21 protein-coding genes are annotated in these 25,471 nt (G+C 69.2%); 8 read left to right on the top strand and 13 right to left on the bottom strand.

Annotated features, from left to right (window positions below; all coding sequences use genetic code 11):
* Positions 1-11: 11 nt before the first annotated feature.
* Genes puhB through bchF form a run of 9 tightly spaced genes read right to left on the bottom strand, consistent with a single transcriptional unit; the run spans position 12 to position 11,667 of the window.
* Positions 12-701 carry a photosynthetic complex putative assembly protein PuhB gene (gene puhB, locus BLS34_RS04025; protein WP_093148341.1) on the bottom strand — a complete coding sequence of 230 codons (690 nt, stop codon included), beginning with the start codon at positions 699-701 and terminating at the stop codon, positions 12-14.
* Positions 698-1,468, bottom strand: a complete 771-nt coding sequence (puhA, locus tag BLS34_RS04020; protein WP_028793881.1) for a photosynthetic reaction center subunit H — start codon at positions 1,466-1,468, stop codon at positions 698-700. The genes puhB and puhA overlap by 4 nt, the downstream gene beginning before the upstream one ends.
* A 15-nt stretch (positions 1,469-1,483) precedes the next feature.
* Positions 1,484-2,920 carry a BCD family MFS transporter gene (locus BLS34_RS04015; RefSeq protein ID WP_028793882.1) on the bottom strand — a complete coding sequence of 479 codons (1,437 nt, stop codon included), beginning with the start codon at positions 2,918-2,920 and terminating at the stop codon, positions 1,484-1,486.
* Positions 2,917-3,618, bottom strand: coding sequence for a magnesium protoporphyrin IX methyltransferase (bchM, locus tag BLS34_RS04010; protein WP_028793883.1), 702 nt, complete (start codon positions 3,616-3,618; stop codon positions 2,917-2,919). Before bchM ends, BLS34_RS04015 begins: the two co-directional genes overlap by 4 nt.
* On the bottom strand, positions 3,618-4,517 hold the full coding sequence (gene bchL / locus BLS34_RS04005; protein WP_051244858.1) for a ferredoxin:protochlorophyllide reductase (ATP-dependent) iron-sulfur ATP-binding protein: 900 nt from the start codon (positions 4,515-4,517) through the stop codon (positions 3,618-3,620). The genes bchM and bchL overlap by 1 nt, the downstream gene beginning before the upstream one ends.
* A gap of 20 nt (positions 4,518-4,537) precedes the next feature.
* Positions 4,538-8,284 (bottom strand): magnesium chelatase subunit H, encoded by a 3,747-nt coding sequence (locus tag BLS34_RS04000; protein WP_093148338.1) that lies wholly within the window; start codon positions 8,282-8,284, stop codon positions 4,538-4,540.
* On the bottom strand, positions 8,259-9,833 hold the full coding sequence (gene bchB, locus BLS34_RS03995; RefSeq protein ID WP_093148334.1) for a ferredoxin:protochlorophyllide reductase (ATP-dependent) subunit B: 1,575 nt from the start codon (positions 9,831-9,833) through the stop codon (positions 8,259-8,261). Before bchB ends, BLS34_RS04000 begins: the two co-directional genes overlap by 26 nt.
* Positions 9,834-9,835: 2 nt before the next feature.
* Positions 9,836-11,122, bottom strand: coding sequence for a ferredoxin:protochlorophyllide reductase (ATP-dependent) subunit N (locus tag BLS34_RS03990; RefSeq protein ID WP_093148332.1), 1,287 nt, complete (start codon positions 11,120-11,122; stop codon positions 9,836-9,838).
* Complete coding sequence (gene bchF / locus BLS34_RS03985; protein WP_051244363.1) at positions 11,119-11,667, bottom strand: 2-vinyl bacteriochlorophyllide hydratase; 549 nt, start codon at positions 11,665-11,667, stop codon at positions 11,119-11,121. Before bchF ends, BLS34_RS03990 begins: the two co-directional genes overlap by 4 nt.
* Before the next feature lie 290 nt (positions 11,668-11,957).
* Between bchF and BLS34_RS03980 the strand changes: the two genes are divergently transcribed.
* The 7 genes from BLS34_RS03980 to dxs all read left to right on the top strand — a co-directional run bounded on the left by BLS34_RS03980 (position 11,958) and on the right by dxs (position 20,186).
* Positions 11,958-12,818 carry a cobalamin B12-binding domain-containing protein gene (locus tag BLS34_RS03980; protein ID WP_084618769.1) on the top strand — a complete coding sequence of 287 codons (861 nt, stop codon included), beginning with the start codon at positions 11,958-11,960 and terminating at the stop codon, positions 12,816-12,818.
* Positions 12,819-12,947: 129 nt separating this feature from the next.
* Entirely contained in the window at positions 12,948-14,357 is a 1,410-nt protein-coding gene (gene ppsR, locus BLS34_RS03975; protein ID WP_215906036.1) for a transcriptional regulator PpsR, read from the top strand.
* A gap of 136 nt (positions 14,358-14,493) precedes the next feature.
* Positions 14,494-15,396 carry a chlorophyll synthase ChlG gene (gene chlG, locus BLS34_RS03970; RefSeq protein ID WP_093148330.1) on the top strand — a complete coding sequence of 301 codons (903 nt, stop codon included), beginning with the start codon at positions 14,494-14,496 and terminating at the stop codon, positions 15,394-15,396.
* 12 nt (positions 15,397-15,408) lie between these two features.
* Positions 15,409-16,746 (top strand): BCD family MFS transporter, encoded by a 1,338-nt coding sequence (locus tag BLS34_RS03965; RefSeq protein WP_093148328.1) that lies wholly within the window; start codon positions 15,409-15,411, stop codon positions 16,744-16,746.
* A gap of 11 nt (positions 16,747-16,757) precedes the next feature.
* Positions 16,758-17,939, top strand: a complete 1,182-nt coding sequence (locus BLS34_RS03960; RefSeq protein ID WP_093148326.1) for a geranylgeranyl diphosphate reductase — start codon at positions 16,758-16,760, stop codon at positions 17,937-17,939.
* 9 nt (positions 17,940-17,948) lie between these two features.
* Positions 17,949-18,224: a hypothetical protein gene (locus tag BLS34_RS03955; protein ID WP_028793892.1), complete on the top strand. Its 276-nt coding sequence runs from the start codon at positions 17,949-17,951 to the stop codon at positions 18,222-18,224.
* Positions 18,225-18,254: 30 nt separating this feature from the next.
* A complete protein-coding gene (dxs, locus tag BLS34_RS03950) occupies positions 18,255-20,186 on the top strand; it encodes a 1-deoxy-D-xylulose-5-phosphate synthase (protein WP_093148324.1) in 1,932 nt (643 codons plus the stop codon).
* Here the strand turns inward: dxs and BLS34_RS03945 are convergent.
* Complete coding sequence (locus tag BLS34_RS03945; protein WP_093148321.1) at positions 20,172-21,203, bottom strand: amidohydrolase family protein; 1,032 nt, start codon at positions 21,201-21,203, stop codon at positions 20,172-20,174. The two genes, dxs and BLS34_RS03945, sit on opposite strands and share 15 nt — an antisense overlap.
* Before the next feature lie 71 nt (positions 21,204-21,274).
* Between BLS34_RS03945 and BLS34_RS03940 the strand changes: the two genes are divergently transcribed.
* Positions 21,275-22,120, top strand: a complete 846-nt coding sequence (locus BLS34_RS03940) for a flagellin (RefSeq protein WP_093148319.1) — start codon at positions 21,275-21,277, stop codon at positions 22,118-22,120.
* Between the two features lie 6 nt (positions 22,121-22,126).
* Here BLS34_RS03940 and BLS34_RS03935 read toward each other — a convergent pair whose 3' ends face one another.
* The 3 genes from BLS34_RS03935 to BLS34_RS03925 all read right to left on the bottom strand — a co-directional run bounded on the left by BLS34_RS03935 (position 22,127) and on the right by BLS34_RS03925 (position 25,471).
* Positions 22,127-22,954, bottom strand: coding sequence for an SDR family NAD(P)-dependent oxidoreductase (locus tag BLS34_RS03935; RefSeq protein WP_093148318.1), 828 nt, complete (start codon positions 22,952-22,954; stop codon positions 22,127-22,129).
* 109 nt (positions 22,955-23,063) lie between these two features.
* Entirely contained in the window at positions 23,064-24,446 is a 1,383-nt protein-coding gene (locus BLS34_RS03930; protein ID WP_028793896.1) for an aspartate aminotransferase family protein, read from the bottom strand.
* Positions 24,447-24,550: 104 nt separating this feature from the next.
* Positions 24,551-25,471: a glutaminase gene (locus BLS34_RS03925; RefSeq protein ID WP_093148316.1), complete on the bottom strand. Its 921-nt coding sequence runs from the start codon at positions 25,469-25,471 to the stop codon at positions 24,551-24,553.

Raw genomic sequence — 25,471 nt, 5'->3', positions numbered from 1 at the left:
TCCCTCGTCTCTCAGCCCGCCGCCGCGGCGACGGAGCCGGTGTCCCGTGCCGGCGCTTTGGCGGCCGACTCCTGCGCCGACTCCTGCGCCGACGCCTTGGTCGTCTGGCGGGCCAGCATCCGGCCGATCGTCTCGGCGACGGCCTCTGCGTCCGGCACGGCGCGCAGCGCGGCCTGGGGCCGGCTGAAGCACCAGGGGCGGGCATGCGGCCACAGCACCGAATAGGACAGGCGCTGCTCCGGCAGGACGCCGATCAGGATGTCGCCGCTACCGTCGGCGTTGCGCCGCAGGTCGATGGTGTCCACCAGGCCGACCGGGACGGTGACGGTCATCGGCATGGCCACGCCGATGCGCAGGACGATCCGCCGCGTCGTCACCGTGTAGCGGGTGCTCCGGGCGACCAGCCTGGCGTAGAGCGCCAGGAAGGCCAGGACCGGAACCGCCAGGCACAGGGTCCAGGCGGCGGAAATCAGACCGGCGTCGGCACCCTGTCCCGCCACCAGATCGGCGGCGAAACGGGCGGCCATGATCACGGCGAAATACAGGGCGATGGTGCGGAGCTTCATCACCGACAGGGCGAAGCGCCGCCAGTCCGGCGCGCCCTGCCACACGATCCGCTCGTCGCCGGCCATGGCGGCCGGGGCGTCGGTTACCGGGCGGGAGTCGTCGAACTCGCCGAAGATCACCGCGCTGTTGCTCATAGCAGCGGCTCCTGCCGGCGCCAGTCGGCGTAGAGCAGCCCGGCGCCGAAATAGGCCATGATCCGCTCTTCCTCCAGCCGGGTGATCCGGTCGGGACCGGCGATGCCGGGGACGGCGGCGAACTGGGTGGACAGGATCGACGGCACCGAGACCCGGCCGCGCCCGACCTCGGCGAAGCCGGCGGGGAGCAGGACCTGGGTGGCCTCCTCTCCGGTACCGAGCCGGACCTCCAGGAAGCGGATCAGCACCTCGGCGGTATCGACCCAGAGCTCGGTGACCGTGCCGGCGACCTTGCCGTCGCCGGCGACCACCGGCATGCCGCGCGGATCGGGATCGCCCTCGACCACGCCGAAATCGTCGACGGAGCGCATCGGCACGATCCGGGGGGCGCCGTCGGCGGTGAGGTCGGGGATGTTCTTGCGCTCGGCCCAGGCGCCCGGACCGACACCGGCCAGCATGGCGTCGCCGACCGGGCGCAGCGGAGCGCCGGGGAAGCGGGCCACCGGTTCGGCATTCAGGGTGCGGGCCTCGCGCAGGTAGTTCGGCGCCTCGGCATAGCCGCCTTCCGGCAGGGCGAAGCGCTTGACCGGAGCCATCGTCAGCGCGCCGACCGGCCACATCTTGCCGGTGACCGCGTCTTCCAGGGGATAGCCCTCCCGGCGATCCTCGCGGCGCAGGTAGTAGATAAGCCCCGCGAAGAAGATCCAGAAGGCGTAAAGGACGACCTGCGCCACATCGATATTGCCAATCACTGAGCCGATTTCCATGGCTTCCTCCCTCCCTTATCCGGGGAATTGCGCGAGCCCGAACTTCTGCCGTGACGGTCCCGGTTGTCCGCCGGCATAGCGGACGAGGGGACCGACGACGGCCAGGGTCGCGAACAACAAAACGATTTCGAGATGGTAGACCGCGCCGTATCCGGTGGCGGGGTGGTTCAGGGCGGTGCCCAGCAGGTCCCGTGCGGCCAGTTGCGAGACCAGATCGCGCAGCGCGCCGCCGACCATGATGCCGCCGCCGGCCGCGGTCGCCTGGACCGCGCCCCAGGCGCCCAGCGCCAGGCCGCCGCCGCCGGCTTCCGCCAGGGACATGGCGGCGACCAGCGTGCCGATGGCGAACATGCCGCCGCCCAGCCCGATCAGCACGGTGCCACCCTGGAACAGGGCGGCCGACTGCAGGGGCGAGGCGAAGACCAGGGCGGAGAAGGCGAAGACGCCGACGACGCAGCCGAAGGCGGCGAGCTTGCACGGATCGCCGCCCTGGGCCAGATCGCGGGCGGCGATGGCGAAGCCGGCCAGGGTACCGGCAGCGAACAGCGCGGTCAGCCGCGTGGTCTCGCCGACCGACATGGCCAGGATCTCGCCGCCATAGGGCTCCAGCAGGATGTCCTGCATGCTGAATGCGGCGGTGCCGAGGAACACGGTGAGCAGCAGCCGTCCGGCCCGGCCGCCGCGGACGAAGTCGGTCCAGGACTCCCCGAAGCTCGGCCGCGCCCGGTCGGGGCGGGTGCGCGACGGATCCCGCGCCTCCTGCTTCCACAGGGCGATCAGGTTCAGCACGATGGTCGCCACCGCCGTACCCTGGATCACCTTGATCAGCCGCAGCTGGCTGAAATCCTGCAGCAGTCCGCCGACCACCAGGGCCGACACGCCCATGCCGACCAGCAGCATCACGTAGAGCATCGCCACCACCCGCGGCCGGGACTCCTCGGTCGCAAGATCGCAGGCCAGCGCCAGACCGGCGGTCTGGGTGGTGTGCAGACCGATGCCGACCAGCAGGAAGGCCAGGGCGGAGGCGACATAGCCGACCCATTGCGGGCCGGTGGTGATGTCGCCGGACAGGATGATGAGCGCGAAGGGCATGATCGCCAGCCCGCCGAACTGCAGCAGCGAGCCCATCCACAGGAACGGCACCCGGCGCCATCCGAGCAGGGATCGGTAGGTGTCGCTGCGGTGGCCGACCAGCACGCGGAACGGCGCGAACAGCAGCGGCAGCGAGATCATCATCGCCACCAGCCAGGTCGGCACGCCCATTTCGACGATCATCACCCGGTTCAGGGTGCCGTTCAGCAGCACGATCGCCATGCCGACGGAGACCTGGAACAGCGACAGGCGCAGCAGCCGGCCGAGCGGCAGGTCGGGCGTCGCCGCGTCGGCGAAGGGCAGGAAGCGGGGACCCACCTCCATCCACAAGGCCGACAGCTTGCGACGCTTCTCCGTCATGACCGGGCGAGCTCCATGGCCTGGGAGATGTAGAAGCCGCTGTCGATCCGCTCGCTGCGGCAGGGACGCATGCCGGACACCCAGCCCTCGCGGTCGAGGGCCGCGCGCAGGCGGGCATGGGCGGTGGGCTGGATCGACGGGGCGCGGTCGCCCCGGGGGAACAGCCGGCCGGCCGTGTGCATGACCGTCAGCAGGGCGGTGCGCGGGGCGAAGGTGAAGACGATCGAGCCGGCGGTCCGCGGCGCCAGTCGGCCCAGAGCCTGCACGGCGTCCTCGGTGCGGTAGTGGATCAGGCTGTCCATCGCCACCACGTGGTCGAAGCTGCCGAGCGCCGGGTCCAGCATGTCGCCGACCAGGAATTCCACCCGTCCGGCGCCGAGGTCCTCGGGCGTCCGCTCGCGCGCGAGTTGGATCAGCGTCGGCGAGATGTCGATCGCCGTCACAAGGGCACCGCGGCGCGCCGCCTCGACCGCCAGGGAACCCGTGCCGCAACCGGCATCGAGGACTCGCCGGCCCGCGAGATCCTCGGGGAGCCACCCCAGCAGGAGGCGGCGCATCCGGTCCCGTCCGGCCCGCACGGTCGCCCGGATGCCGCTGACCGGTGCGTCGGAGGTCAGCCGCGCCCAGGCATCGGCGGCGGTGCGGTCGAAATAGGCTTCGACCTGTTGGCGGCGATCCGTGTAGGTGGCGCTCAGCATCAGTCGAATCCCAGGAGTTCGAAGAGGTCGCGGTCGCGCATTGCCGTGCCTTCCATCGGCTCGACACCGGCCCACAGGGCCGCGGCCAGCCGCAGGTATTCGGCACGAACCGCTTCCAGTTCCGGCGCGTCGTCCATCTCGAAGATCGTCGCCTTCTTCAGTCGGCTGCGGCGGATGGCGTCGAGGTCGGGGAAATGCGCCATGGTCTGCAGGCCGGCGACGGCGTTGTACTTGTCGACCTGGTCGGTGGCGTTGCTGCGGTTGCAGATCACCCCGCCGAGCCGGACATCGTAGTTCCGCGCCTTGGCCGTGATCGCCGTGACGATGCGGTTCATAGCGTAGATCGAGTCGAAATCGTTGGCGGTGACGATCAGCGCCCGGTCGGCATGCTGGAGCGGGGCGGCGAACCCGCCGCAGACCACGTCGCCGAGCACGTCGAAGATCACCACGTCGGTGTCGTCGAGCAGGTGATGCTCCTTGAGCAGCTTCACCGTCTGGCCGACCACGTAGCCGCCGCAGCCGGTGCCGGCCGGCGGACCGCCGGCCTCGACGCACATGACGCCGTTGTAGCCCTCGTAGACGAAGTCCTCGACCCGCAGCTCCTCGGGGTGGAAGTCCACGCTCTCCAGCACGTCGATGACCGTGGGCACCAGCCGCTTGGTCAGGGTGAAGGTGCTGTCGTGCTTGGGATCGCAGCCGATCTGCAGCACCCGCTTGCCGAGCTTGGAGAAGGCGACCGACAGGTTGGACGAGGTCGTGCTCTTGCCGATCCCGCCCTTGCCGTAGACCGCGAAGACCTTGGCTTTGCCGATGTCGAGCGCCGGGTCCATCTTGACCTGGACGCTGCCTTCGCCGTCCTGGCGGGGGCCGGTTCCGGTGATGCCGTCTGGCGGTGTCATGGTGATGTCCTTTCCGTGCCTCATGCTGCGGCCGTCCCGGTGGTGACGCCCTCGAGCCGGTCTTCCAGCTCGTCCCCCGCCTCGCGCAGGGCGGACAGGGTGTCGGGATCCGGTGACCAGTAGTGACGCTCGTGGGCTTCGAGCAGGCGGTTGGCGACCCGGGCCGAGGCCTTCGGGTTCAGGGTGGCGAGCCGTTCGCGCATGGCGGCGTCGAGCACGAAGGTCTCGGTGATCTTCTCGTAGACCCAGGGGGCGACCTGTCCGGTCGTCGCCGACCAGCCCATGGTGTTGGTGACCTGGGCCTCGATGTTGCGGACACCCTCGTAGCCGTGCTCGAGCATGCTCTCGTACCATTTCGGATTCAGGACCCGGGTGCGGCTCTCCAGGGCGACCTGCTCGCCGAGGCTGCGCACCAGGCCGGCGCCGCGGGTCTGGTCGCCGATATAGACCGGCACCTCCGACCCCCGGGCGCGGCGCACCGCGCGGCCGATCCCGCCCAGCGTGTCGAAGTAATGGTCGACCGTGGTCACGCCGAGCTCGACCGATTCCAGATTCTGGTAGGCGAGTTGGACGTCGCCGAGCACCCGCTCCAGCAGGTCGTGCTGGCGCTGCTGGCGGCCGGAGCGGCCGTAGGCGTAGCACTTGCGGTTGGTATAGGTTTCCGCCAGCTCGTCCTCGTCCTGCCAGGCGCCGTTGTCGATCATCAGGTTGACGTTGGCGCCGTAGGCGCCGTCGGCATTGCTGAAGACCCGCAGGGCGGCGGTCTCGAAGTCGCAGCCCTGGGCCGCCTGATAGGCCAGCGCGTGCTTGCGCACGAAATTCATGTCGGCCGGCTCGTCCTCGGCCGCCGCCGCCTCGTAGGCGGCCTCGGCCAGCAGCTTGGTCTGCAGCGGCAGCAGGTCGCGGAAGATGCCGGACAGGGTCATCATCACGTCGATCCGGGGCCGGCCCAGTTCCTCCAGCGGGATCAGGTCGGCGCCGCAGAGCCGGCCGTAGCTGTCGAAGCGCGGCCGGGTGCCGAGCAGGGCCAGGGCCTGGCCGATCGGCGCACCGGCGGATTTCAGGTTGTCGGTGCCCCACAGCACGATGGCGATGGTCTCGGGCAGGGCGTTGCCGTCCTCGATATGGCGGGCGATCAGCCGCTCCGCCTGAGCAGCGCCGTCCGCGACGGCGAAGGCGCTGGGCAGCCGGTAGGGATCGAAGCCGTGGACGTTGCGGCCGGTCGGCAGGATCGACGGGGTGCGCAGCAGGTCGCCGCCGGCCACGGGGCGGATGTAGCGGCCGTCCAGCGCTCGCAGCAGGGCATCGATCTCGACGCATTCCTGCAGCTTGGCGTTCATGTCGGCGAGCAGGGCCAACTCCTCTCGGAGCGCCGGTGCCTGCGCGTGAGCCGCGGCATCGGATGCGGCACCGGCGACCACCGCACGGACCAGGGCGGGGTCGGGCTCGACACCGGTGCGGGCCTCGCTCACGGCCATCAGCAGGTCGAACCGCTCCTCCGGGCCGGTCGGCTTGCCCACGATATGCAGGCCGTGCGGGATCAGGGTGCGCTCCAGTTCCGTCACTTGGTCGGCGAGCCGGAGGATGTTCTGTTCGGCCTCGGCGTCGCTCCAGGCCGGCTCGGCCTCGGCCATCTCGAATCCGGCGGCCTGGGCCTGGATCACCGGCGCGAGGCGGGCGCGTTCGGTCTCCGCATCGGGCGGCAGCTGGCGCCACGTCGTCACCGCCTCCTTGAGATCGATCAGGCCCTTGTAGAGCCCGGCATTGGTCACCGGCGGGGTGAGGTAGCTGACCAGGGTCGCCGCCGCCCGGCGCTTGGCGATCGTGCCCTCCGACGGGTTGTTGGCGGCGTAGAGATAGATGTTCGGCAGGTCGCCGATCAGCCGCTCGGGCCAGCAGGCGCCGGACACGCCGGTCTGCTTGCCGGGCATGAATTCAAGCGCGCCGTGGGTTCCGAAATGCAGCACCGCATGGGCGGCGAAATCCTCGCGCAGCCAGCGGTAGAAGGCGGAGAAGGCATGGGTCGGCGCCAGACCCTTCTCGAACAGCATCCGCATCGGGTCGCCCTCGTAGCCGAAGGCCGGCTGGACTCCGACGATGACGTTTCCGAAGGCGGCGCCCAGGACCTGGATCGCGCGGCCGTCCGTCTGATGCCGGCCCGGGGCCCGGCCCCAGACCGCCTCGATCTCGCTCAGATACCGCTCGCCGCGCACATGGTCGTCGGCCGGGATGCGGGCGAGCACGTTGGCGTCGGCCCCGAACTGGGCGGCGTTGCCGGTCAGGATGCGCTGTCGGAGATCCTCCACGTCGGCCGGCAGCTCGACGCGGTATCCGGCGGCGGCCATGCCCTTGAGCACCCGGAACAGGGATTCGAAGACGGAGAGATAGGCGGCGGTGCCCGTCGCCCCGCTGTTGGGCGGGAAGTTGAACAGGACGACCGCGACCTTGCGGTCGTCGATCGGCGTATGGCGCAGGGCCACCAGCTTCTCCACCCGGCTGGCGAGGCTGTGCACCCGCTCCATGTCCGGGCACATGGCCCGCGCGCCTTCCCGGTTGGCGCAGAAGCTCGGGTCGCAGTCGGCGCAGCGGGTCGTGGTCCCCGTGCGGCCGCCGAACACCGTCGGGGCGATCGCGCCGTCGAGCTCGGGGATCGCCACCATGATGGTGCTTTCCACCGGCAGCAGGCCCCGGTCGTCGGCGCGCCACTGCTCCAGGGTCTGGAACTCCACCGCCTGGGCGATCAGGTAGGGCACGTCGAGCCGCGCCAGCATGTCCTCGGCCGCGGCGGCGTCGTTATAGGCGGGGCCGCCGACCAGGGAGAAGCTGGTGAGGGACAGGACCGCGTCCACCGTGGCCTTGCCGTCCTTCATGAAGAACGCTTCGACCGCCGGGCGGCAGTCCAGCCCGCTGGCGAAGGCCGGCACGACCTCCAGACCCCTGGCTTCCAGGGTCTGAAGCATGGCGTCGTAGTGCCCGGTGTCGCCGGCCAGCACATAGGAGCGCAGGACCAGCACGCCGACCCGGCCCTTCGCCCCCTTGCGGCGCGGAAGCTGGTCCAGTCGCTCGGCGATCCGGCCCTCGATCGTCGGGTGGTAGAGGCCCACATCGGGATAGTCGATCGGCGCGCCGACCTTCAGGCTGCCGCGCAGGACGCGCCGGGGCCCGTCCGCATAGCGGTCGACCAGCAGCCGGACCATGTTGGCGACGTTGACGTCGGAGCCGGCGAGCCAGAACTGCAGGCTGAGGAAATAGGCCCGCATGTCCTGGGCGGTGCCGGGAATGAAGCGCAGGATCCGCGGCAGCCGGCGCAGCATGGCCATCTGGCCGGCGCCGCTGCTGGACTTCGAGTTCTTCGACCCGCGCAGCTTCTTCAGCAGCGCCAGCGGTCCCTTCTGGCTGCCGTCCATCTTGAAGCTGCCGAGACGGGTGAGGCGGACGACCTCGCCCTCGGACAGGCAGCACACCATGGCGTCGCAGTGGTCGCGGCGCGCCCGCAGATCCTCCAGGATCGGTTTGATGTGTTCCTCGATGAACAGCATCGTCACGATGACGATGTCGCCCACCGCGATGTCCGCCTTGCAGCGTTCCAGGGCGCTCGGATTGTCGCCCCAGTCCGAAGCGGCGTGATAGTCGATCCGAAGGCCCGGCAGGTCGCGGCGCAGCTCGGCGCCGGCCCGCAGCACGACATTGGCCAGATGGCTGTCCATCGTGACGACCACCACCCGCACGGGCGGGGCGGCCCTATCTCGCGAAATGGGCTTTGGCATCGTACAGCGTCTCGATGGTGATGGTGTCGAACCCGCGCTCCCGCGCGAAGGTCTCGGTGTTCCGGCGGGCCTTGCCGCGCACGAAGAAGGGGATCTTGCGCAGCTCGCGGTCGGCGTCCTGGCTCCAGTGCGGGCCGTCGGCGTCGTTCGCCGGCTGCTCCGGCTCCGGCTCGGGCGCCGGCTCGGCCGGGCGGGCGGTGGCGGCGGCGCCGTGGTGCGAGGCACCAGCGTCGTCGTGGAACTCGAAATCGCCCCGGAACATCCCGAGCAGGTGTTCCTCCAGCCCCATCATCAGCGGATGGACCCAGGTGTCCCACAGCACGTTGGCACCCTCGAACCCCATCTGCGGCGAGCGGCGGGCCGGGTAATCCTGCACATGGACCGGGGCGGAGATCACGGCGCAGCCGATGCCGAGCCGCTTGGCGATGTGGCGCTCCATCTGGGTGCCCAGCACCAGCTCCGGCCGCAGCTCGGCGATCCGGTCTTCCACTTCCAGGTAGTCGTCGGTGATCAGCGCCTCGGTGCCGAGTTCCTCGGCGACCGCGCGGACATCCCGGGCGAAGCTGCGGTCGTAGGTGCCGACCCCGACCACCTCGAAACCGAATTCGTGGGCCGCGACCCGGGCGGCGGCAACCGCATGGGTCGCGTCGGCGAAGATGAAGACCCGCTTGCCGGTCAGGTAGGTGCTGTCGATCGAGCGCGAGTACCAGGGCAGGCGGGACTGCTCGCGGTCGAGCTCGGCCGACGGATCGATGCCGGCGAGCTCGGCCACCTCCCGGATGAAGGCCCGGGTGGCGCCGATGCCGATGGGCACCGTCTGGGTACGCGGCTGACCGAAGGTCTTCTCCAGCCAGCGCGCCGTCGCCTCGCCGGTCTCCGGATAGAGCACCACGTTGAAATCCGCCTCCCCCAGCCGGGCCAGGTCGGCGGGCGACGCGCCCCGCGGGGCGGTGACGCGCACCTCCACGCCGAGGCGCTGGAGCAGAAGCGTGATCTCGTCCACGTCGTCGCGGTGGCGGAAGCCGAGCGCCGTCGGGCCGAGGATGTTGCAGCTCGGGCGGGCGGCCGGATCGCGCGGCGGACGGGGCGTCCCCGGCTCCGGCGCGTTCGCCCCGGCGAAGGCGCGGACGAGCTGGTACAGCGTCTCCGACGCGCCCCAGTTCTCCTTGCGCTGATACGAGGGCAGTTCCAGGGGCACCACCGGCACCGGAAGGCCCAGGGTGCGCCCGAGTCCGCCGGGATCGTCCTGGATCAGTTCCGCCGTGCAGGAGGCGCCGACCATGATGGCCTGCGGCTTGAAGCGCTCGTAGGCGTCGCCCAGCGTGCGCTTGAACAACTCGGCGGTGTCGCTGCCCAGGTCGCGGGCCTGGAAGGTGGTGTAGGTCACCGGTGGCCGGTGCGGCAGCCGCTCGATCATGGTGAACAGCAGGTCGGCATAGGTGTCGCCCTGGGGCGCGTGCAGGACGTAGTGCAACCCGTGCATCGCCGTCGCGACCCGCATGGCGCCGACATGGGGCGGTCCTTCGTAGGTCCAGACCGCGAGCTTCATGGTCAGACCTCCAGCCGCGTGCGGCGGTCCAGCGGGCGCGAGAACAGACCGGCGAGGTCGCCCGCCTGCTCGTAGCCCTGGACCGGGGTGAAGACGAGCTCGATCGACCACTTGGTGGCCATACCCTCGGCCTCCAGCGGATTGGCGAGGCCGAGGCCGCAGACCACGAGGTCGGGCGCGTCGGCGCGGCAGCGGGCGAGCTGGCGGTCGACATCCTGGCCCTCGGACAGCCGTGTGCCGTGCGGCAGCAGCGCCAGTTCCGGATCCATGATGCCCCTGTGCAGATAGGGCGTGCCGACCTCGACCGGGCGCATCCCCAGTTCCTGCGACAGGAAGCGGGCCAGCGGGATCTCGAGCTGGCTGTCCGGGAAAAAGAAGATCGAGCGTCCTTCGAGTGCCGCGCGGTGATGCTGCAGGGCGGCTACGGCCCGCGCCCGGGGGCGCTCGGTGACCGCCTGGAACCGCTCTTCAGAGACGCCGAAGGCATCGGCCGCGGCCCGCAGCCACTCGGTGGTGCCGTCGGCGCCGAGCGGGAAGGGAGCCGCCAGCCGCGTGGCGCCACGCGCCTCCAGCAGGCGGGCGGTTTCCGGCAGATAGGGCTGGGCCAGCAGGAACCGGGTGCCGGGGCCGACCCGCGGTTGATCGCCGGCCCGTCGCGCCGGGAGGAACGCGGGGGCCGGCATGCCCAGCCCTTCGAACAGGCGACAGAGCTGGTCTTCGACAACATCGGCGATGGTCCCGGCCACCAGAAGCGACGGCGTGTCGGCGTCCGCCTCCGGAAGCGTCGGCACCAGGGAGGCGAGGCAGTTGTCCTCGCCCTGGGTGAAGGTCGTCTCGATGCCGCTGCCCGAGTAGTTCAGGATCCGCACGTCTGGCGTATAACGCTGCGACAGGCGCGCCGCGGCCCGCGACAGGTCGAGCTTGATCACTTCCGACGGGCAGGATCCGACCAGGAACAGCAGCTTGATGTCGGGCCGCCGGGCCAGCAGCCGTTCGACCACCCGGTCGAGCTCGTCATTGGCGTCGGACAGTCCGGCCAGGTCGCGATCCTCGATGATCGCGGTGGCGAAGCGGGGCTCGGCGAAGATCATCACGCCGGCGGCCGACTGCATCAGATGGGCGCAGGTGCGCGAGCCGACGATCAGGAAGAACGCGTCCTGGATCTTTCGGTGCAGCCAGATGATCCCGGTCAGACCGCAGAACACCTCACGCTGGCCGCGCTCCCGCAGGATCGGGGCGTCGAGACAGCCGGACGCGGCCGGCGAGCCGGGTTTCAGCGCGACGGTCATCGTGCCATCTCCAGCGCCGAAGCGGATCGGATCTCTGAGGACCCGGCCTCCGAGGACCCGGCCCGGCCGGGGACCTGGCGCCGGGCGGCGCGGAGCTTCAGGAGGAACTGGCCGGCGTTCACGACATACGTGGCGTAGGCGGCGAGCGCGATCAGCATCTGCGCGGTCGTCGACCCCCAGCCGGCGATCAGGGCCACGACATAGGCGGTGTGCAGGGCGATCACCACCATGCTGACCGCATCCTCCCAGAAGAAGGCCGGTACGAAGAGGTAGTTGCCGAACACCGCCTTTTCCCAGAGCGAGCCGGTTACCATGATGGCGTAGAGAAACAGGGTCTTCACGACGATGGAGGCGGCGGCCAGCCCGGCGCCTTCGCCGGTGGCGAGAAACCGCAGCACCAGGGCCAGGCTGATCAGGAAAACCAGGAACTGCGCCGGGGCGAGGATTCCCTGTACCAGGGTCCATCGGGTTTCGTCCCGCCGCCGCCGTTGCTCCGCCGTGTAGATCGGGCGGACGGGTCGGCTCGGAGTCCTGGATACAGACATCGTCCATCTCCCTTAGAGGCCTGCCGGGATTGCTTCCCGGTCTCCTTGTGCAAACACTGTAAGAGCGATTTAACGGGAGTGTCAAACAAACTTGACGTCAAATAATTTGTACATTCACGCTTGAATCTGACGTAATCTGCTGCAGCAAGCGGTGTGTGCTGGCGCGAGTACGGGAGATGGCAGGGAAATAGCGAGCCGATGCGGGTGTCCGAAGATTTGGACTTACACCCGTGTCAAACCGGTGTACCGTTAAGAAAAGCTCGATAAAAAACTACGGGGGGTTGCATACCATGCCGGAGATTCGAGCAGCTGTAGATGGCCTGTATCGTGCGATAGACCATGCTCTGCTGACAGCAAGCCGTGAGCCGCCGAAGCGGGATCGAAGCCCGCCCTCTGCCGGCCGTCTCATGCGGACCATAGAAAGCGAGGTCATTCCCCGCCTTCTGTTGATCCACGGCGTCAGCCCGGCGGAGCCGCGGTCCCGGTCGGGGGTGACGGCGGCCGATGTCGAGTTGCTGGCGTCGCATCTGCTGGCGCGCTCCGACAACTTCGTCGACGCGTTCGTGCTGGAGATCGAGGCGCGCGGGGTCGACCTGGAGACTCTGCTGCTGGATCTGCTGGCACCGAGTGCCCGGTTGCTGGGGGTGATGTGGGAAGAGGATCTGTGCGACTTCACCGACGTGACGATCGCGCTGGCCCGGCTGCAACGTCTGCTGCGCACGGTGTCGGGCCGATTCGAGATGACGGAGGAGTGGAATCCGAGTGGCCCGACGGTCCTGCTGGCGGTGACGCCGGGCGAACAGCACACCTTCGGACTGACGCTGGTCAGCGAGTTCTTCCGGCGCGCCGGATGGTCGGTGTTCGACGAGATTCCGGAGACCGAGACCGAGGTCGTTCAGCGGGTTCGCCAGCAATGGTTTTCGGTGGTCGGATTCTCGCTCAGCGGCGAACTGTTGCGAGACAGATTGGCCTCGGTTATCAAAAGCGTACGAATGTCTTCGCGAAACCGGAAGGTTGGAGTCATTGTCGGCGGAGCGATGTTTCAGGAGCATCCGGAGTGGGTCAGCCTTGTCGGTGCCGACGCATCGGCGAATGACGGTCTGGAGGCTGTTGTCCAATCGCAAAGCCTGTCGCGGCTCAAGGGAGAATAGAGCCGCTGACCGACACGGACGGCTAGAAACTACGGGGTTTTAGAACTCAGGCCGCCGGCCCGCGGCTTGTCATTGAAAAAGCTGAGTGAGTCGCGAGTGGTCATTAACCTACCTACGCTAGCCGAAGTGTTGAACCCTTTCAAATCGCCGCGCAAGTCCATCGGCGACCTCGATGCGGACATCGCAGCGATGGCGATCGGCATGGCCGCGGATATCGCTCTGATCGTCGACCACGAGGGCGTGGTCAGCGACATCGCGTTCAGCAATTCCGATCTCGAGGGCCGAAAGTTCGATCAGTGGATCGGGCGCCGCTGGGGCGAGACCGTCACCAAGGAAAGCCGGGACAAGGTCGCCGAACTGCTGGCCGAAGCCGCGACGGGAACGGCGACGCGCTGGCGCCAGGTGAACCATCCGTCGCCCACCGGCATCGACATGCCGGTCCGCTACGTGGCGCTGCGCATGAGCGACGAACGCATCCTCGTTCTCGGCCGCGACTTGAGCGCGATGGCCGACCTGCAGCAGCGGCTGATCGACGCCCAGACCACGATGGAGCGGGAATACGCCAAGCTGCGGCATGCCGAGACCCGCTACCGGCTGCTGTTCCAGGTCGCCTCCGAGGCGGTGGTCATCCTCCATGTCACCAGCCGCAAGATCGTCGAGGTCAATCCGGCCGCCGCGCGCCTGCTCAACCAGGACGCCAAGGCGCTGAGCGGACGGTCGCTGAAGGATCTGATCGCCGAGGGCAGCCACGACGACATGAACGCCCTGCTCGGTTCGGTCGGGGCCACGGGCCGCGCGGGCGCCACGTCGGTGCTGGTGGCCGGGCAGGACCTGAAGTTGGAAATGGGTGCCTCGATCTTCCGTCAGGGCAACGACGCGCATTTCCTGCTGCGCTTCGGCCGGACGGATTCCCTAGCGCCCGTCGAGGCCGAGGATCAGGTCCGGGCGTCCCTGCTGCGGGCGATTTCGGAAATTCCCGACGGGTTCGTAGTCACCGACATGGATCAGCGGATCATCGCCGCGAATTCCGCGTTCCTGGATCTGGCGCAGCTGGCGACGGAGGAACAGGCGTTGGGCGAACCGCTGAGCCGCTGGCTCGGCCGCTCCGTCGACGTCAACGTCATCTCGGCGAACCTGCGCAAGCAGGGATCGCTGCGCCAGTTCGCGACGGTCATCAATGGCGAGTTCGGCGCCCGCGAGCCGATCGAGCTGTCGGCGGTGTCCGTGTCCGGCAACGACGACGCCTGCCTGGGGTTCGCCATGCGCCCCGTCCGCAGCCGCATCGACATCATCGGCGGCGAGCCGACCGCGCTGCCGCGCGACGCGTCGCAGCTCACCGCGCTGGTCGGCCGGGTGACCCTGAAGGATCTGGTGCGCGAGACCACCGACGTCATCGAGCGGCTGTGCATCGAGACGGCGCTGAAGCTGACCGGCGACAACCGGGCCTCGGCGGCGGAGATGCTGGGGATGAGCCGGCAGAGCCTGTATTCCAAGCTCCGCCGCTACGGCTTCTCCGACCTGGATTCCCCCGAAGACTGATTTCCGGACCGATCTCAGGTCTGGTCTCAGGGCGATACCTGCCCCACGCCTCCGATAGATCACCGGCGGCGCTTTCTCGTATTTCGAGTGTAAAGATAAATTGACATTCCAAAGTGTCAATTTTAACGTTTTCTCCATGGTCGATACGCTCTCATCCCGGGCTACGCAGTCCCGCCATCCGGCGCCGGGAGCGCTGCTGGAACTGCTCAAGCCGATCACCTGGTTCGCGCCCATGTGGGCCTTCATGTGCGGCGTGGTCTCCTCCGGCGTGCCCATCCTTGATGCCTGGCCCATGCTGATCCTGGGGGCGCTGCTGGCAGGGCCGCTGGTCTGCGGTACCAGCCAGGCGGTCAACGACTGGTTCGACCGCCATGTGGACGCCATCAACGAGCCGAACCGTCCGATCCCCTCGGGCCGGGTGCCGGGCCGGTGGGGCCTCTATGTCGGCATCGTCTGGTCCGCCGTCTCCTTGGCCGTCGCGACGCTGCTCGGCGTGTGGGTGGTGGCCGCGGTGTGCGTGGGCTTGGTACTCGCCTGGCTGTACAGCGCGCCGCCGATCCGTCTGAAGGGCAATGGCTGGTTCGGCTGCCTCGCCGTCGGTCTGTGTTACGAGGGGCTGCCCTGGTTCACCGGCACGGCGGCGATGATCGGCGGCCTGCCGGACACGCCGGTCCTCCTGCTCGCCGGGCTCTACAGCCTAGGGGCGTTCGGCATCATGACCCTCAACGATTTCAAGGCGGTGGAGGGCGATCAGGCGCTCGGCATCCGCTCCCTGCCGGTGCAACTCGGCGTGCGGCCCGCCGCCTGGCTCGCCTGCGTGGTGATGGCGCTGCCGCAGGTCGCCGTCAGCCTCCTGCTGTTCTCCTGGGGCGCGGCCCTGGCGGGCGCGATGGTCGCCGCCCTGCTGGCCGTCCAGATCGTGCTGATGGTGCGGCTGCTGGAAGACCCGCGCGCCTATGCCTCCTGGTACAACGCGACCGGCACCACGCTCTACGTCCTCGGCATGCTGGCCGGCGCCGTGGCGCTGCGCGGGCTCTAGGGGGTGGGCGCGATGGCACCGGCGCTGGGATGGATCGGCATTCTGCGGCTGGGCCTGGTGCAGACGGCTCTGGGGGCCGTCGTGGTGATCTCCACCTCGACGCTGAACCGGGTGATGGTGGTGGAGCTTGCCCTGCCGGCCATGGTGCCGGGGCTGCTGGTCGCCGCCCATTACGCGGTGCAGATCCTGCGTCCGCGCTGGGGGTACGGCTCCGATGCCGGAGGCCGGCGCACCCCCTGGATCATTGGGGGCATGGCCCTGCTCAGCCTCGGCGGGGCGGGGGCAGCGCTGGCCACGGCCTGGATGTCGGTGGATCCCGTGCTCGGCCTTGTGGCCGCCGCGGTCGCCTTCCTGATGATCGGTGCCGGTGTCGGAGCGGCGGGAACGTCGCTGCTGGTGCTGCTGGCCACCGAGGTGACGCCCGAGCGGCGCCCCGCCGCGGCCACCGTGGTGTGGCTGATGATGATCGCCGGCTTCGCCCTCACCGCCGGTACCCTGGGCGCACTGCTCGATCCCTATTCGCCGGAACGGCTGGTCGGCCTCGTCGCGGCGGCCTCGGCCATCGCCTTCGCGGTCGCCACCCTGTCGGTCTGGGGGGTGGAGCGCGCACGCCGCATGCCGGTGGACGAGGCCCCGGCGCCGCCGTTCCGCGCCGCCCTGAGCGAGGCCTGGCAGGATGCGACGGTCCGCCGGTTCGCGGTGTTCGTGTTTCTCTCCATGCTCGCCTACAGCGCCCAGGACCTGATCCTGGAGCCGTATGCCGGGTTGGTGTTCGGCTTCACGCCCGGCCAGTCGACCGCGCTTTCGGGCGTTCATCACGGCGGCGTGCTGCTGGGCATGCTGGCGGTCGGTGCGGTCTGCACGCTGCTCGGCCGGCGACGGGAGGGCTCCCTGGGACTCTGGGTCGTCGGCGGCTGTCTGTGCTCCGGCGTGGCGATGCTCGGACTGGCCCTGGCCGGCGGTGCCGCCGCGTGGTGGCCGCTGCGGGCCAACGTCTTCGTGATGGGCGTGTCTAACGGCGCCTTCGCCGTCGCCGCCATCGCCATGATGATGTCTATCGCCGCCGGCGGCAGGACGCGGCGGGAGGGCACCCGCATGGGCGTCTTCGGTGCCGCCCAGGCCATCGCCTTCGGCCTCGGCGGCTTCCTGGGCGCGGTCTCCGTGGACCTGGCCCGGCTCGTCCTCGATTCAATTCCCGCAGCCTACGGCACCGTCTTCGCCGTCGAGGCCGGGCTGTTCGTGATCTCCGGTCTGCTGGCCCTGCGTCTGGGGCGGACCGGCGACGCAGCGACGCAAGGGATCGACCGCCTCACTCTCGGGCGCGGCGTGATCGCCGGTGTGGTCCGATAGGAGGGCGGGAGATGGCTGAGCGGAAGGTTTATGATGCGGTGGTGGTCGGCGGCGGGCCGTCGGGCTCGACGGCGGCGGAGACGCTGGTGCGCGCCGGCCGTTCCGTCGTGCTGCTGGACCGGGGCGGCCGGATCAAACCCTGTGGCGGCGCGATACCGCCCCGGCTGGTGCGCGATTTCGCGATCCCCGACACGCTCATCGTCGCCAGGGCGCGCGGGGCGCGGATCATCGCCCCGTCGTCACGCACCGTGGACATGCCGATCGAGGATGGCTACGTGGGCATGGTCGACCGCGAGCATTTCGACGAGGCCCTGCGCCGGCGCGCGGCGCGGGCCGGGGCCGAGCGCCGGACCGGCACCTACGATCACATCACCCGGCGCGGCGACGGCACGGTCACCGTGCAGTACCGCTGCGGCGAGGCGGGCGACCTTCTCTCGGTCGATGCCCGGGTCGTCATCGGCGCCGACGGTGCGCGCTCCCAGGTGGCGCGCCAGGAGGTCCCGGGCGGCGGCAAGGTGAAATGCGTCTTCGCCTATCACGAGATCATCGACACCCCGGACGGCATCGCCGAGGACCGCTGCGACGTCTATTACCAGCGCGACCTGTCACCCGATTTCTACGCCTGGATCTTTCCCCATGGCCGCACCGCCAGCGTCGGCACCGGCAGCATGCGGAAGGGTTTCCCGCTGCGTCAGGCGACGGCCGCCCTGCGCGCCCGCGCCGGGCTCGACGGGGCGACGACCATACGCTGCGAGGGCGCGCCGATCCCGCTGAAGCCGCTGAAGCGGTGGGACAACGGCCGCGACGTGGTGCTGGCGGGGGATGCCGCCGGCACGGTGGCCCCGGCCTCCGGCGAAGGGATCTACTACGCCATGGCCGGCGGACAGATGGCGGCCGACGCCGCGCTGGCGTTCCTGGAGAGCGGCGACGCCCGGGCCCTGGCCGGTGCGCGGAAGACCTTCATGAAGGCCCATGGCCGGGTGTTCTGGGTGCTCGGGATCCTGCAGTCCTTCTGGTACACGACCGACCGCCGGCGCGAGCGGTTCGTCAGCATCTGCGCCGATCCGGACGTCCAGCGCCTGACCTGGCAGTCCTACATGAACAAGGAGCTGGTCCGGTCCGACCCGCTCGCCCATCTGCGGATCTTCCTGAAGGACTCGGCCCATCTGCTGGGCCTGGCCCGGGTGCGGTGAGGGCGGGCGATGGTCGAGGCGCTGTTCATCGACGGGCGGATCTATGACCTGATCCTTCTGGTTCTGGCGCTGGAGGGCGGCCTGCTGTGGTGGCACTGGCGGCGTACCGGGCTCGGTGAGCGGCCGTCGCGGCTGCTGCCCTTCCTGCTGTCCGGCGGCGCGCTGGTGGCGGCATTCCGGGCGTCGTCCCTCGACGCGCCCTGGCCCTGGATCGCCGGGTTCCTGGCCTGCGCCTTCGCCGCCCACGCGCTGGAACTGCATCACCGCTGGCGCAGACGCGCCTAGCGCGCGACCCGCCCAACCGAGGAGAGTGACATGGCCGATACGCGAACCCCGCTTCTGGACCGGGTCACCCTCCCTGGGGATCTGCGCACGTTCAGCCCGGCCGAACTCAAACAGCTCGCCGACGAGCTGCGCCAGGAGACGGTGGACGCGGTCTCGGTCACGGGCGGCCATCTGGGGGCCGGTCTCGGCGTCGTCGAGCTGACGGTGGCGTTGCACCACGTCTTCGACACGCCGAACGACAAGGTTATCTGGGACGTGGGCCATCAGGCCTATCCGCACAAGATTCTCACCGGCCGGCGCGACCGCATCCGCACCCTGCGCCAGGGGGGAGGCCTGTCCGGCTTCACCAGACGCTCCGAAAGCGACTACGACCCGTTCGGGGCGGCCCACTGCTCGACCTCAATCTCCGCCGGTCTCGGCATGGCGACGGCGCGGGATCTGCGCGGCGACGATTTCGACGTGGTCGCGGTGATCGGCGACGGCTCGATGAGCGCCGGCATGGCCTACGAGGCGATGAACAACGCCGGCGCCTCGGACAGCCGGATGCTGGTGATCCTGAACGACAACGACATGTCGATCGCCCCGCCGGTCGGCGCGATGAGCGCCTATCTCTCGCAGATCGTCGCCTCGCGCTCCTACTGCTCGCTGCGCGAACTGGCCAAGCAGATGGCCAAGCGCTTCCCGCGGGCGCTGGAGAAGACGGCGGCCCGGGCCGAGGAATTCGCCCGCGGTCTGGTCACCGGCGGCACCCTGTTCGAGGAGCTGGGATTCTTCTACGTGGGGCCCGTCGACGGCCACAATCTCGACCACCTGCTGCCGATCCTGCGCAAGCTGCGCGGGCGGCGCCACGGGCCGGTGCTGCTGCATGTGATCACCGAGAAGGGACGCGGCCATCCGTTCCCCGAGGCCCATGCCGAGAAGTACCACGCCGTCGCCAAGTTCGACGTCGTGACCGGTGTCCAGTCCAAGCCCCAGGCCAACGCGCCGACCTATACCCGGGTCTTCGCCGACAGCCTGATCGCCGAGGCCGAAGCGGACGAAAGCATCGTGGCGGTCACCGCGGCCATGCCGTCGGGCACCGGCCTCGACCTCTTCGCCAAGCGATACCCGGAGCGCTGCTTCGACGTCGGTATCGCCGAGCAGCACGCGGTGACCTTCGCCGCCGGAATGGCGACGGAGGGGCTCAAACCCTTCGTGGCGATCTACTCCACTTTCCTGCAGCGCGCCTACGACCAGGTGGTGCACGATGTGGCGTTGCAGAACCTGCCGGTACGGTTCGCCCTGGATCGGGCCGGGCTGGTCGGTGCCGATGGCGCCACCCATGCCGGCGCCTTTGACCTCGCCTATCTCGGCTGCCTGCCCGGTTTCGTGATCATGGCCCCGTCCGACGAGGCGGAGCTGCGGCACATGGTGGCGACGGCGGCGGCGATCGACGACGGCCCGTCCGCCGTGCGGTTTCCCCGCGGCGAGGGCGTCGGCGTCGAACTGCCGGCGCGCGGTGTGCCGCTGGAGATCGGCCGGGGGCGGATCGTGCGGGAGGGGACGACGATCGCCCTGCTGTCGCTCGGCGGCCGGCTCGAGGAATGTCTGAAGGCGGCCGACGCCCTGGCCGCGCGCGGGTTGTCCACCACGGTGGCCGATGCCCGCTTCGCCAAGCCGATCGATAGCGACCTGGTCCGGCGCCTGGCGCGGGAGCACGCGGTGCTGATCACGGTGGAGGAAGGGTCGACCGGCGGCTTCGCCTCCCAGGTGCTGCACGACCTGGCCACCAGAGGTCTGCTCGACCGAGGGTTGGTGGTACGGCCGATGACCCTGCCGGACCGGTTCATCGACCACGACAAGCCGGAGCTGCAATACGCCCAGGCCGGTCTCGACGCGTCCGCCATCGTGGCGACGGCGGTGTCGGCCCTGCCCGATATGCGCCAGGCGCGGCGCCTCGTGCCCGATTCAGCCGGCGACTGAGGATCGGCCCTCGGGTGCGGGGAAGCGCCACAGCTCCGCCGCGTTGTCGATCAGGATCCGGTCGCGCAGCCCCTCGTCCTCGCACCATTGGTCGAGCAGTGCCAGGAGCTGGCCTTCCGGCGGCCGCAGCCGGTCGCGGATCGGATCGGTGCCGACCAGGCGCGGCCAGTTGCTGCCCCAGACCAGCCGTTCCGGCGCGAAGCGGATCAACATGCGCGCCAGCCGCTCGGCATGGGGATAGCGCGGGTGCTGCGGATCGCTCTCCTCCGGCCCGGAAAGCGTCACCCAGACCTTGTCGGCGTCGATCAGGCGCAGCAGGGCGCGGAAGCCCGGATCTCGGTCGCTGACCGGGCCGAGGAAGCAGCCGATATGGTCGAGCACCACACGGCCCGGCCAGCTCCGGATCCGGTCCTCCACCTCCATCAGGAAGCGGCCGTCCATCTGCAGCCCCACATTCCAGTTCAGCAGATCGTGGACCCGCGCGGCGATGCGGCCGGTGTCGTTCCAGTCGATCCGGCGCCAGGGCTCGCGCATCTGGAAATGGGTGGCGACGCACCCGCCGGCATTCAGGTCGCGCAGCTCGGCGTCGCTGACATCGGAACCGACGGCGGCCACCCCCCTGCTCCGGTCGGCGCCGAGATGCTCCAGCGCGTCGAGCAGGGCGTCATGGTTGGTGCCGTAGATGCAGGACTGCACGACCACGGTCCGGTCGAGCCGCAGCCGGTCGCGCGTCCGCACGTAGTCCGCGACGGGGTGTTCGCCGGGGGTAAGGGCCGCGTCGGCGGCAGGGGAGAAGCGCTCGGGGTCCGGGAAGACCTGGATGTGGCTGTCGCAGGTCCCGGGGCGGGGCGGGGCGGTGTCCTCCGGCTCGCGGTCCTCCTCGTGCTGCTCGTCCTCCTCGGCGTCGCGCAGAGAGGACAGCCGCGCCTGAAAGCTGGGCGGCGGCTCGCTGCCCGGCGGCGGCGGCAGTTCATAGAAGGACGGATCGGACGGCAGGATCAGCGGCGTTTTGACCATGGCGGGACTATATAGGGCGCGGGTTCGTGTGTGTTTGACTATTTCGGCACGCGTTTTGCTTGTGTAGCGCCATGACGCTGTCGATTCGCACCAACCCGGAAGCTCTTGCCGCGCTCAGGAACCTGACCGTGGCGGGATCCCGTGTGGCCGAGGCCAGCCGTCAGGTTTCCACCGGCCTGAAGATCCGCGGTGCCAAGGATGACGCGTCGAACTTCGCGATCGCCCAGGGTCTGCGCTCCGACGTGCGGGCCCTCAACGCGGTGGTGCAGGGCCTGAACAACGCCAAGGGGATTGCCAAGGTCGCACTGGCTGGCGCGACGGCGGTGTCCGACCTGATGACGGACATCCGGCAGAAGATCACGGAAGGCGCGAACGAAGGCAACACCGCCCAGCAGCAGCAGATCCTGCAGAACGACTATGACGAGATGATTGCCCAGATGCGTCAGATCCTGGAGAACAGCGAATTCAACGGCGTCAACATCCTCATCGAGGTGGCCATCCCGTTCAACCTGGCGATCGGGACGGTACGTGACGTGGATGTGCTGTCCAATCTGGAGGGTGGAACGCTGACCTTGAACGGTCAGCGTCTTGACGTGACCTATGCCCGGCTGGCGAACGAGGACATCTCCTCGCCCGCCAACGCCCTCGCCGCCCTGAGCACCTTCGAAACGGAGGAGGAGAACGTCGCCACGGCGCTCGGTAGTCTCGGCGCCGACCTCCGCGCCCTGGATCTGCAGGTCAACCAGGTGCAGGCGACGCTGGACGAGATCGAGAAGGGGCTCGGCAATATCGTCGATGCCGACATGGCGCGCGCCTCGGCCGAACTGACGGCGGCCCAGGTCCGCCAGCAGCTTTCGGTCCAGACCCTGGGTGTGGCCAACAACGCGCCGCAGATCGCCCTGGGGCTGTTCCAGTAGGTCGTCTCAGGGCTCGAAGGCGTCGAAGGCGTCCTTGTAGGCAGGGTCCCATCGCGACAGCGGCGACCGGTTCTCGGTGATGTCGCCGGCGGCCCAGAGGATGCGCTTGCGGTCCATCTCCGTCGTCGTCTCGTTGTCCGGGCACAGAATGTAGAAGTCGCCGGCCTCCAGCCCCGTCAGCATGTGATCCACGACCTGTTCGGGCAGCCAGGCGCCGGGCTTGTGCTCGCGATCGCCGGTCGTCGTCCAGCCCGGGATCAGCAGATGGGCGCTCACCCGGCAGCCCGGTGTGTTGCGCAGGTCGTGCTGCAGGCCCTCGGTGTAGGCCTTCACCGCCGCCTTGGTGACGTTGTAGGCGGTGTTGCCCGGCGGGTTGGTGATGCCCTGCTTGGAGCCGACAGTGACCACATGCGCCCTGGCCCCGGCCTCGATCATCGACGGCACGAAGCAGCGCACGCCGTTGATCACGCCCCAGAGGTTCACCTCCACCGCCCGATGCCAATCGGCCGACGGGTTCCAGATGCCGCCGCCGACCCGTGTGACGGCGTTGTTCATCAGGAAGGACGGGGCGGTGGACACGGCGGCGACCCGCTGGGCCGCCCGGCGCATCTCGGCCTCATCGGAGACGTCGCAGGGCAGGGCGACCACGTGATCCGGCTCGGACGCATGTTCGGCCACCGCGGCCCGCGCCGCGTCGAGCGCCGGGCCGGGCAGGTCGAGCAGGTAGACCCGCATGCCGGCCCCGGCGAGCCGGGAAGCCGCCGCCTTGCCGATGCCGCTGGCGGCCCCGGTGATGACGGCGGCCTTGTCCCGGGCGATGGCGGGATGGGGCATGGGCGGTTCCTCCTGCGCGCTGGTTGTCTTGCGCCAGTATGCCACAAACGAGAACGGGCCCCGATCCTGCGACCGGGGCCCGTCGGAACCGTCGTCGGCGGGTAGAGGCTTACGCCGCCGCCGCCTTGTGGATCGCGCCGGCCGCGTCGTCGAGCGCCTTGGTCATCTTGTCGAACAGCTCGTTGATCTGGCTCTCGGTGATGATCAGCGGCGGGGTGAAGGCGATGCTGTCGCCGATGGCCCGCACGATCAGGCCGTGTTCGGTCGCCGCGGCACCGGCCTTGGCGCCGGCGCCGACCTTCGGGTCGTAGGACGCGCGCGTGCCCTTGTCGGCGACGATCTCCAGCGCGCCCATCAGGCCGCGGCCCCGGGTCTCGCCGACCAACTCATGCTCGCTGAGCGCATGCAGACGCTCCTGGAACAGCGGAGAGACCGCCCGGACGTGGTCGAGGATGTTGTCTTCCTCGTAGATCTTCAGGGTCTCCAGCGCGACGGCGGCGCAGACGGGGTGGGCGGTGTAGGTGTAGCCGTGGCCCAGCACGCCGAGATCCTGGCTCTGGTCGGCGATCGGCTGGTACACGTCCTCGCTGATCATCACCGCCGAGATCGGCAGATAGCTGGAGGACAGGGCCTTCGCGCAGGTCAGGATGTCCGGCTTGATGCCGACGGTCTGGCTGCCCCAGAACTCGCCGGTCCGGCCGAAACCGCAGATCACCTCGTCGGCGATCATCAGCACGTCGTACTTCTTCAGGACCGCCTGGATCTTCTCGAAATAGGTCTCCGGCGGCACGATGACGCCGCCGGCACCCATGATCGGCTCGGCGATGAAGGCGGCGACCGTCTCCGGACCCTCCTCCAGGATCATGGTCTCCAGGTCCTGCGCCATCCGGGTGGCGAAATCGACTTCGCTCTCGCCGGACTGACCGAAGCGGTAGTAGTGCGGGTTGGAGGTGTGCTTCACGCCGGCGATCGGCAGGTCGAAGCCCGGATGGTTCACCGGGGTGCCGGTCAGCGAGGCCGAGGCGATGGTCACGCCGTGATAGCCCTTGATGCGGCTGATCATCTTCTTCTTGGCATGACGGCCGCGGGCGTTGTTGTAGTACCACACCAGCTTCATCGCGGTGTCGTTCGCCTCGGAGCCGGAGCCGGCAAAGAACACCTTGGACATCGGCACCGGCGCCAGGTTGATCAGCTTCTCGGCCAGATCGATCCCGGGCAGGTGCGCCTTATGGGCGAAGGTGTGGTAGTAGGGCAGGGTCTCGAGCTGCTTGGTCGCGGCCTTCACGAGACGGTTCTCGTTGAAGCCGAGGGACGCGCACCACAGGCCGGCCATCGCCTCCAGGTACTGCTTGCCGCCGTCATCGTACACGTAGACGCCGTCACCCTTGGTGATGATCATCGGACCGTTTTCTTCATGGGCCCGGGCGTTGGTGTAGGGGTGCAAGACGTAAGCAACGTCCCGCGCGGCCGGCGAGTTCGGCTGGAAGCTCATGGCGTCCTCCAAAAGGAAGCTGGGATTATCGTCGGAAATGACTTGGCGGAAGCATACCACGCTAATCCGGCGGCGAAAGGGGGCGAATCCCCGGCCGTTTGTCGTCAGAACACCGACCAGCCGGTCTCCCTTGCCAATTCCTCCAGCGCGATGGTGCCGGCGTGGGAGTTGCCGCTGTCGTTGAGGCCCGGCGACCAGACCGCGACCGCGGCGCGCCCGGGGGCGATGGCGAGGATGCCGCCGCCGACGCCGCTCTTGCCCGGCAGGCCGACGCGGAAGGCGAAGTCGCCCGAGGCGTCGTAATGCCCGCAGGTCATCATCAGCGCGTTGATCCGGCGCGCGCGGTAGTCGGCGACGACCCGTCGTCCGGTCACCGGATCGACGCCCCGGTTCGCCAGGAACAGCCCGGCCCGCGCCAGTTGGACACAGGACAGGGACAGGGCGCACTGGTGGAAGTACACATCCAGCGTGTCGGCGACCGGTCCGTCGATCGTGCCGAACGCCTTCATGAAGTTGGCCAGGCTGACATTGCGATAGCCGGTCTCCGCCTCCGAGGCGGCAACCTCCGCGTCGATCGCCACGGTGTCGTCGTCCGCGAGCCAGCGCAGGAAGGACAGGATCTCTGCGATCGTCTCCTTCGGCCGTCCGCCCGCCAGCAGGATGTCGCTGACGACGATGGCCCCGGGATTGATGAAGGGGTTGCGCGGGATTCCATGCTCCCGTTCGAGCTGGACGATGGAGTTGAAGGCCGAACCCGACGGCTCCCGGCCGACCCGCTGCCACAGGTCGCTGCCGGCCCGTCCCAGCGCCAAGGCCAGCGTGAAGACCTTGGACACGCTCTGGATCGAGAAGGCCTCGTGGGCATCGCCGGCCGTGTACAGGTTGCCGTCCAGGGTGGCGACGGCAATGCCGACCTTCGACGGCTCGATCCGGGCCAGAGCGGGGATGTAGTCGGCGACCCGGCCCTGGCCGACCTCGGGGCCGATCCGGTCGAGAATGCTGGCAACCATGGCATCCAGGGACAT

It is taken from the genome of Thalassobaculum litoreum DSM 18839, assembly GCF_900102465.1.
In the GTDB taxonomy this organism is placed as follows: domain Bacteria; phylum Pseudomonadota; class Alphaproteobacteria; order Thalassobaculales; family Thalassobaculaceae; genus Thalassobaculum; species Thalassobaculum litoreum.
This window is presented reverse-complemented; position numbering and strand designations above follow the sequence as displayed.

Bases quoted from the DNA above. Each gene is read 5' to 3' on its own strand.
- puhB (WP_093148341.1), bottom strand. From the start codon at position 701: ATGAGCAACAGCGCGGTGATCTTCGGCGAGTTCGACGACTCCCGCCCG.
- puhA (WP_028793881.1), bottom strand. From the start codon at position 1,468: ATGGAAATCGGCTCAGTGATTGGCAATATCGATGTGGCGCAGGTCGTC.
- BLS34_RS04015 (WP_028793882.1), bottom strand. From the start codon at position 2,920: ATGACGGAGAAGCGTCGCAAGCTGTCGGCCTTGTGGATGGAGGTGGGT.
- bchM (WP_028793883.1), bottom strand. From the start codon at position 3,618: ATGCTGAGCGCCACCTACACGGATCGCCGCCAACAGGTCGAAGCCTAT.
- bchL (WP_051244858.1), bottom strand. From the start codon at position 4,517: ATGACACCGCCAGACGGCATCACCGGAACCGGCCCCCGCCAGGACGGC.
- BLS34_RS04000 (WP_093148338.1), bottom strand. From the start codon at position 8,284: ATGCCAAAGCCCATTTCGCGAGATAGGGCCGCCCCGCCCGTGCGGGTG.
- bchB (WP_093148334.1), bottom strand. From the start codon at position 9,833: ATGAAGCTCGCGGTCTGGACCTACGAAGGACCGCCCCATGTCGGCGCC.
- BLS34_RS03990 (WP_093148332.1), bottom strand. From the start codon at position 11,122: ATGACCGTCGCGCTGAAACCCGGCTCGCCGGCCGCGTCCGGCTGTCTC.
- bchF (WP_051244363.1), bottom strand. From the start codon at position 11,667: ATGTCTGTATCCAGGACTCCGAGCCGACCCGTCCGCCCGATCTACACG.
- BLS34_RS03980 (WP_084618769.1), top strand. From the start codon at position 11,958: ATGCCGGAGATTCGAGCAGCTGTAGATGGCCTGTATCGTGCGATAGAC.
- chlG (WP_093148330.1), top strand. From the start codon at position 14,494: ATGGTCGATACGCTCTCATCCCGGGCTACGCAGTCCCGCCATCCGGCG.
- BLS34_RS03965 (WP_093148328.1), top strand. From the start codon at position 15,409: ATGGCACCGGCGCTGGGATGGATCGGCATTCTGCGGCTGGGCCTGGTG.
- BLS34_RS03960 (WP_093148326.1), top strand. From the start codon at position 16,758: ATGGCTGAGCGGAAGGTTTATGATGCGGTGGTGGTCGGCGGCGGGCCG.
- BLS34_RS03955 (WP_028793892.1), top strand. From the start codon at position 17,949: ATGGTCGAGGCGCTGTTCATCGACGGGCGGATCTATGACCTGATCCTT.
- dxs (WP_093148324.1), top strand. From the start codon at position 18,255: ATGGCCGATACGCGAACCCCGCTTCTGGACCGGGTCACCCTCCCTGGG.
- BLS34_RS03945 (WP_093148321.1), bottom strand. From the start codon at position 21,203: ATGGTCAAAACGCCGCTGATCCTGCCGTCCGATCCGTCCTTCTATGAA.
- BLS34_RS03940 (WP_093148319.1), top strand. From the start codon at position 21,275: ATGACGCTGTCGATTCGCACCAACCCGGAAGCTCTTGCCGCGCTCAGG.
- BLS34_RS03935 (WP_093148318.1), bottom strand. From the start codon at position 22,954: ATGCCCCATCCCGCCATCGCCCGGGACAAGGCCGCCGTCATCACCGGG.
- BLS34_RS03930 (WP_028793896.1), bottom strand. From the start codon at position 24,446: ATGAGCTTCCAGCCGAACTCGCCGGCCGCGCGGGACGTTGCTTACGTC.
- BLS34_RS03925 (WP_093148316.1), bottom strand. From the start codon at position 25,471: ATGTCCCTGGATGCCATGGTTGCCAGCATTCTCGACCGGATCGGCCCC.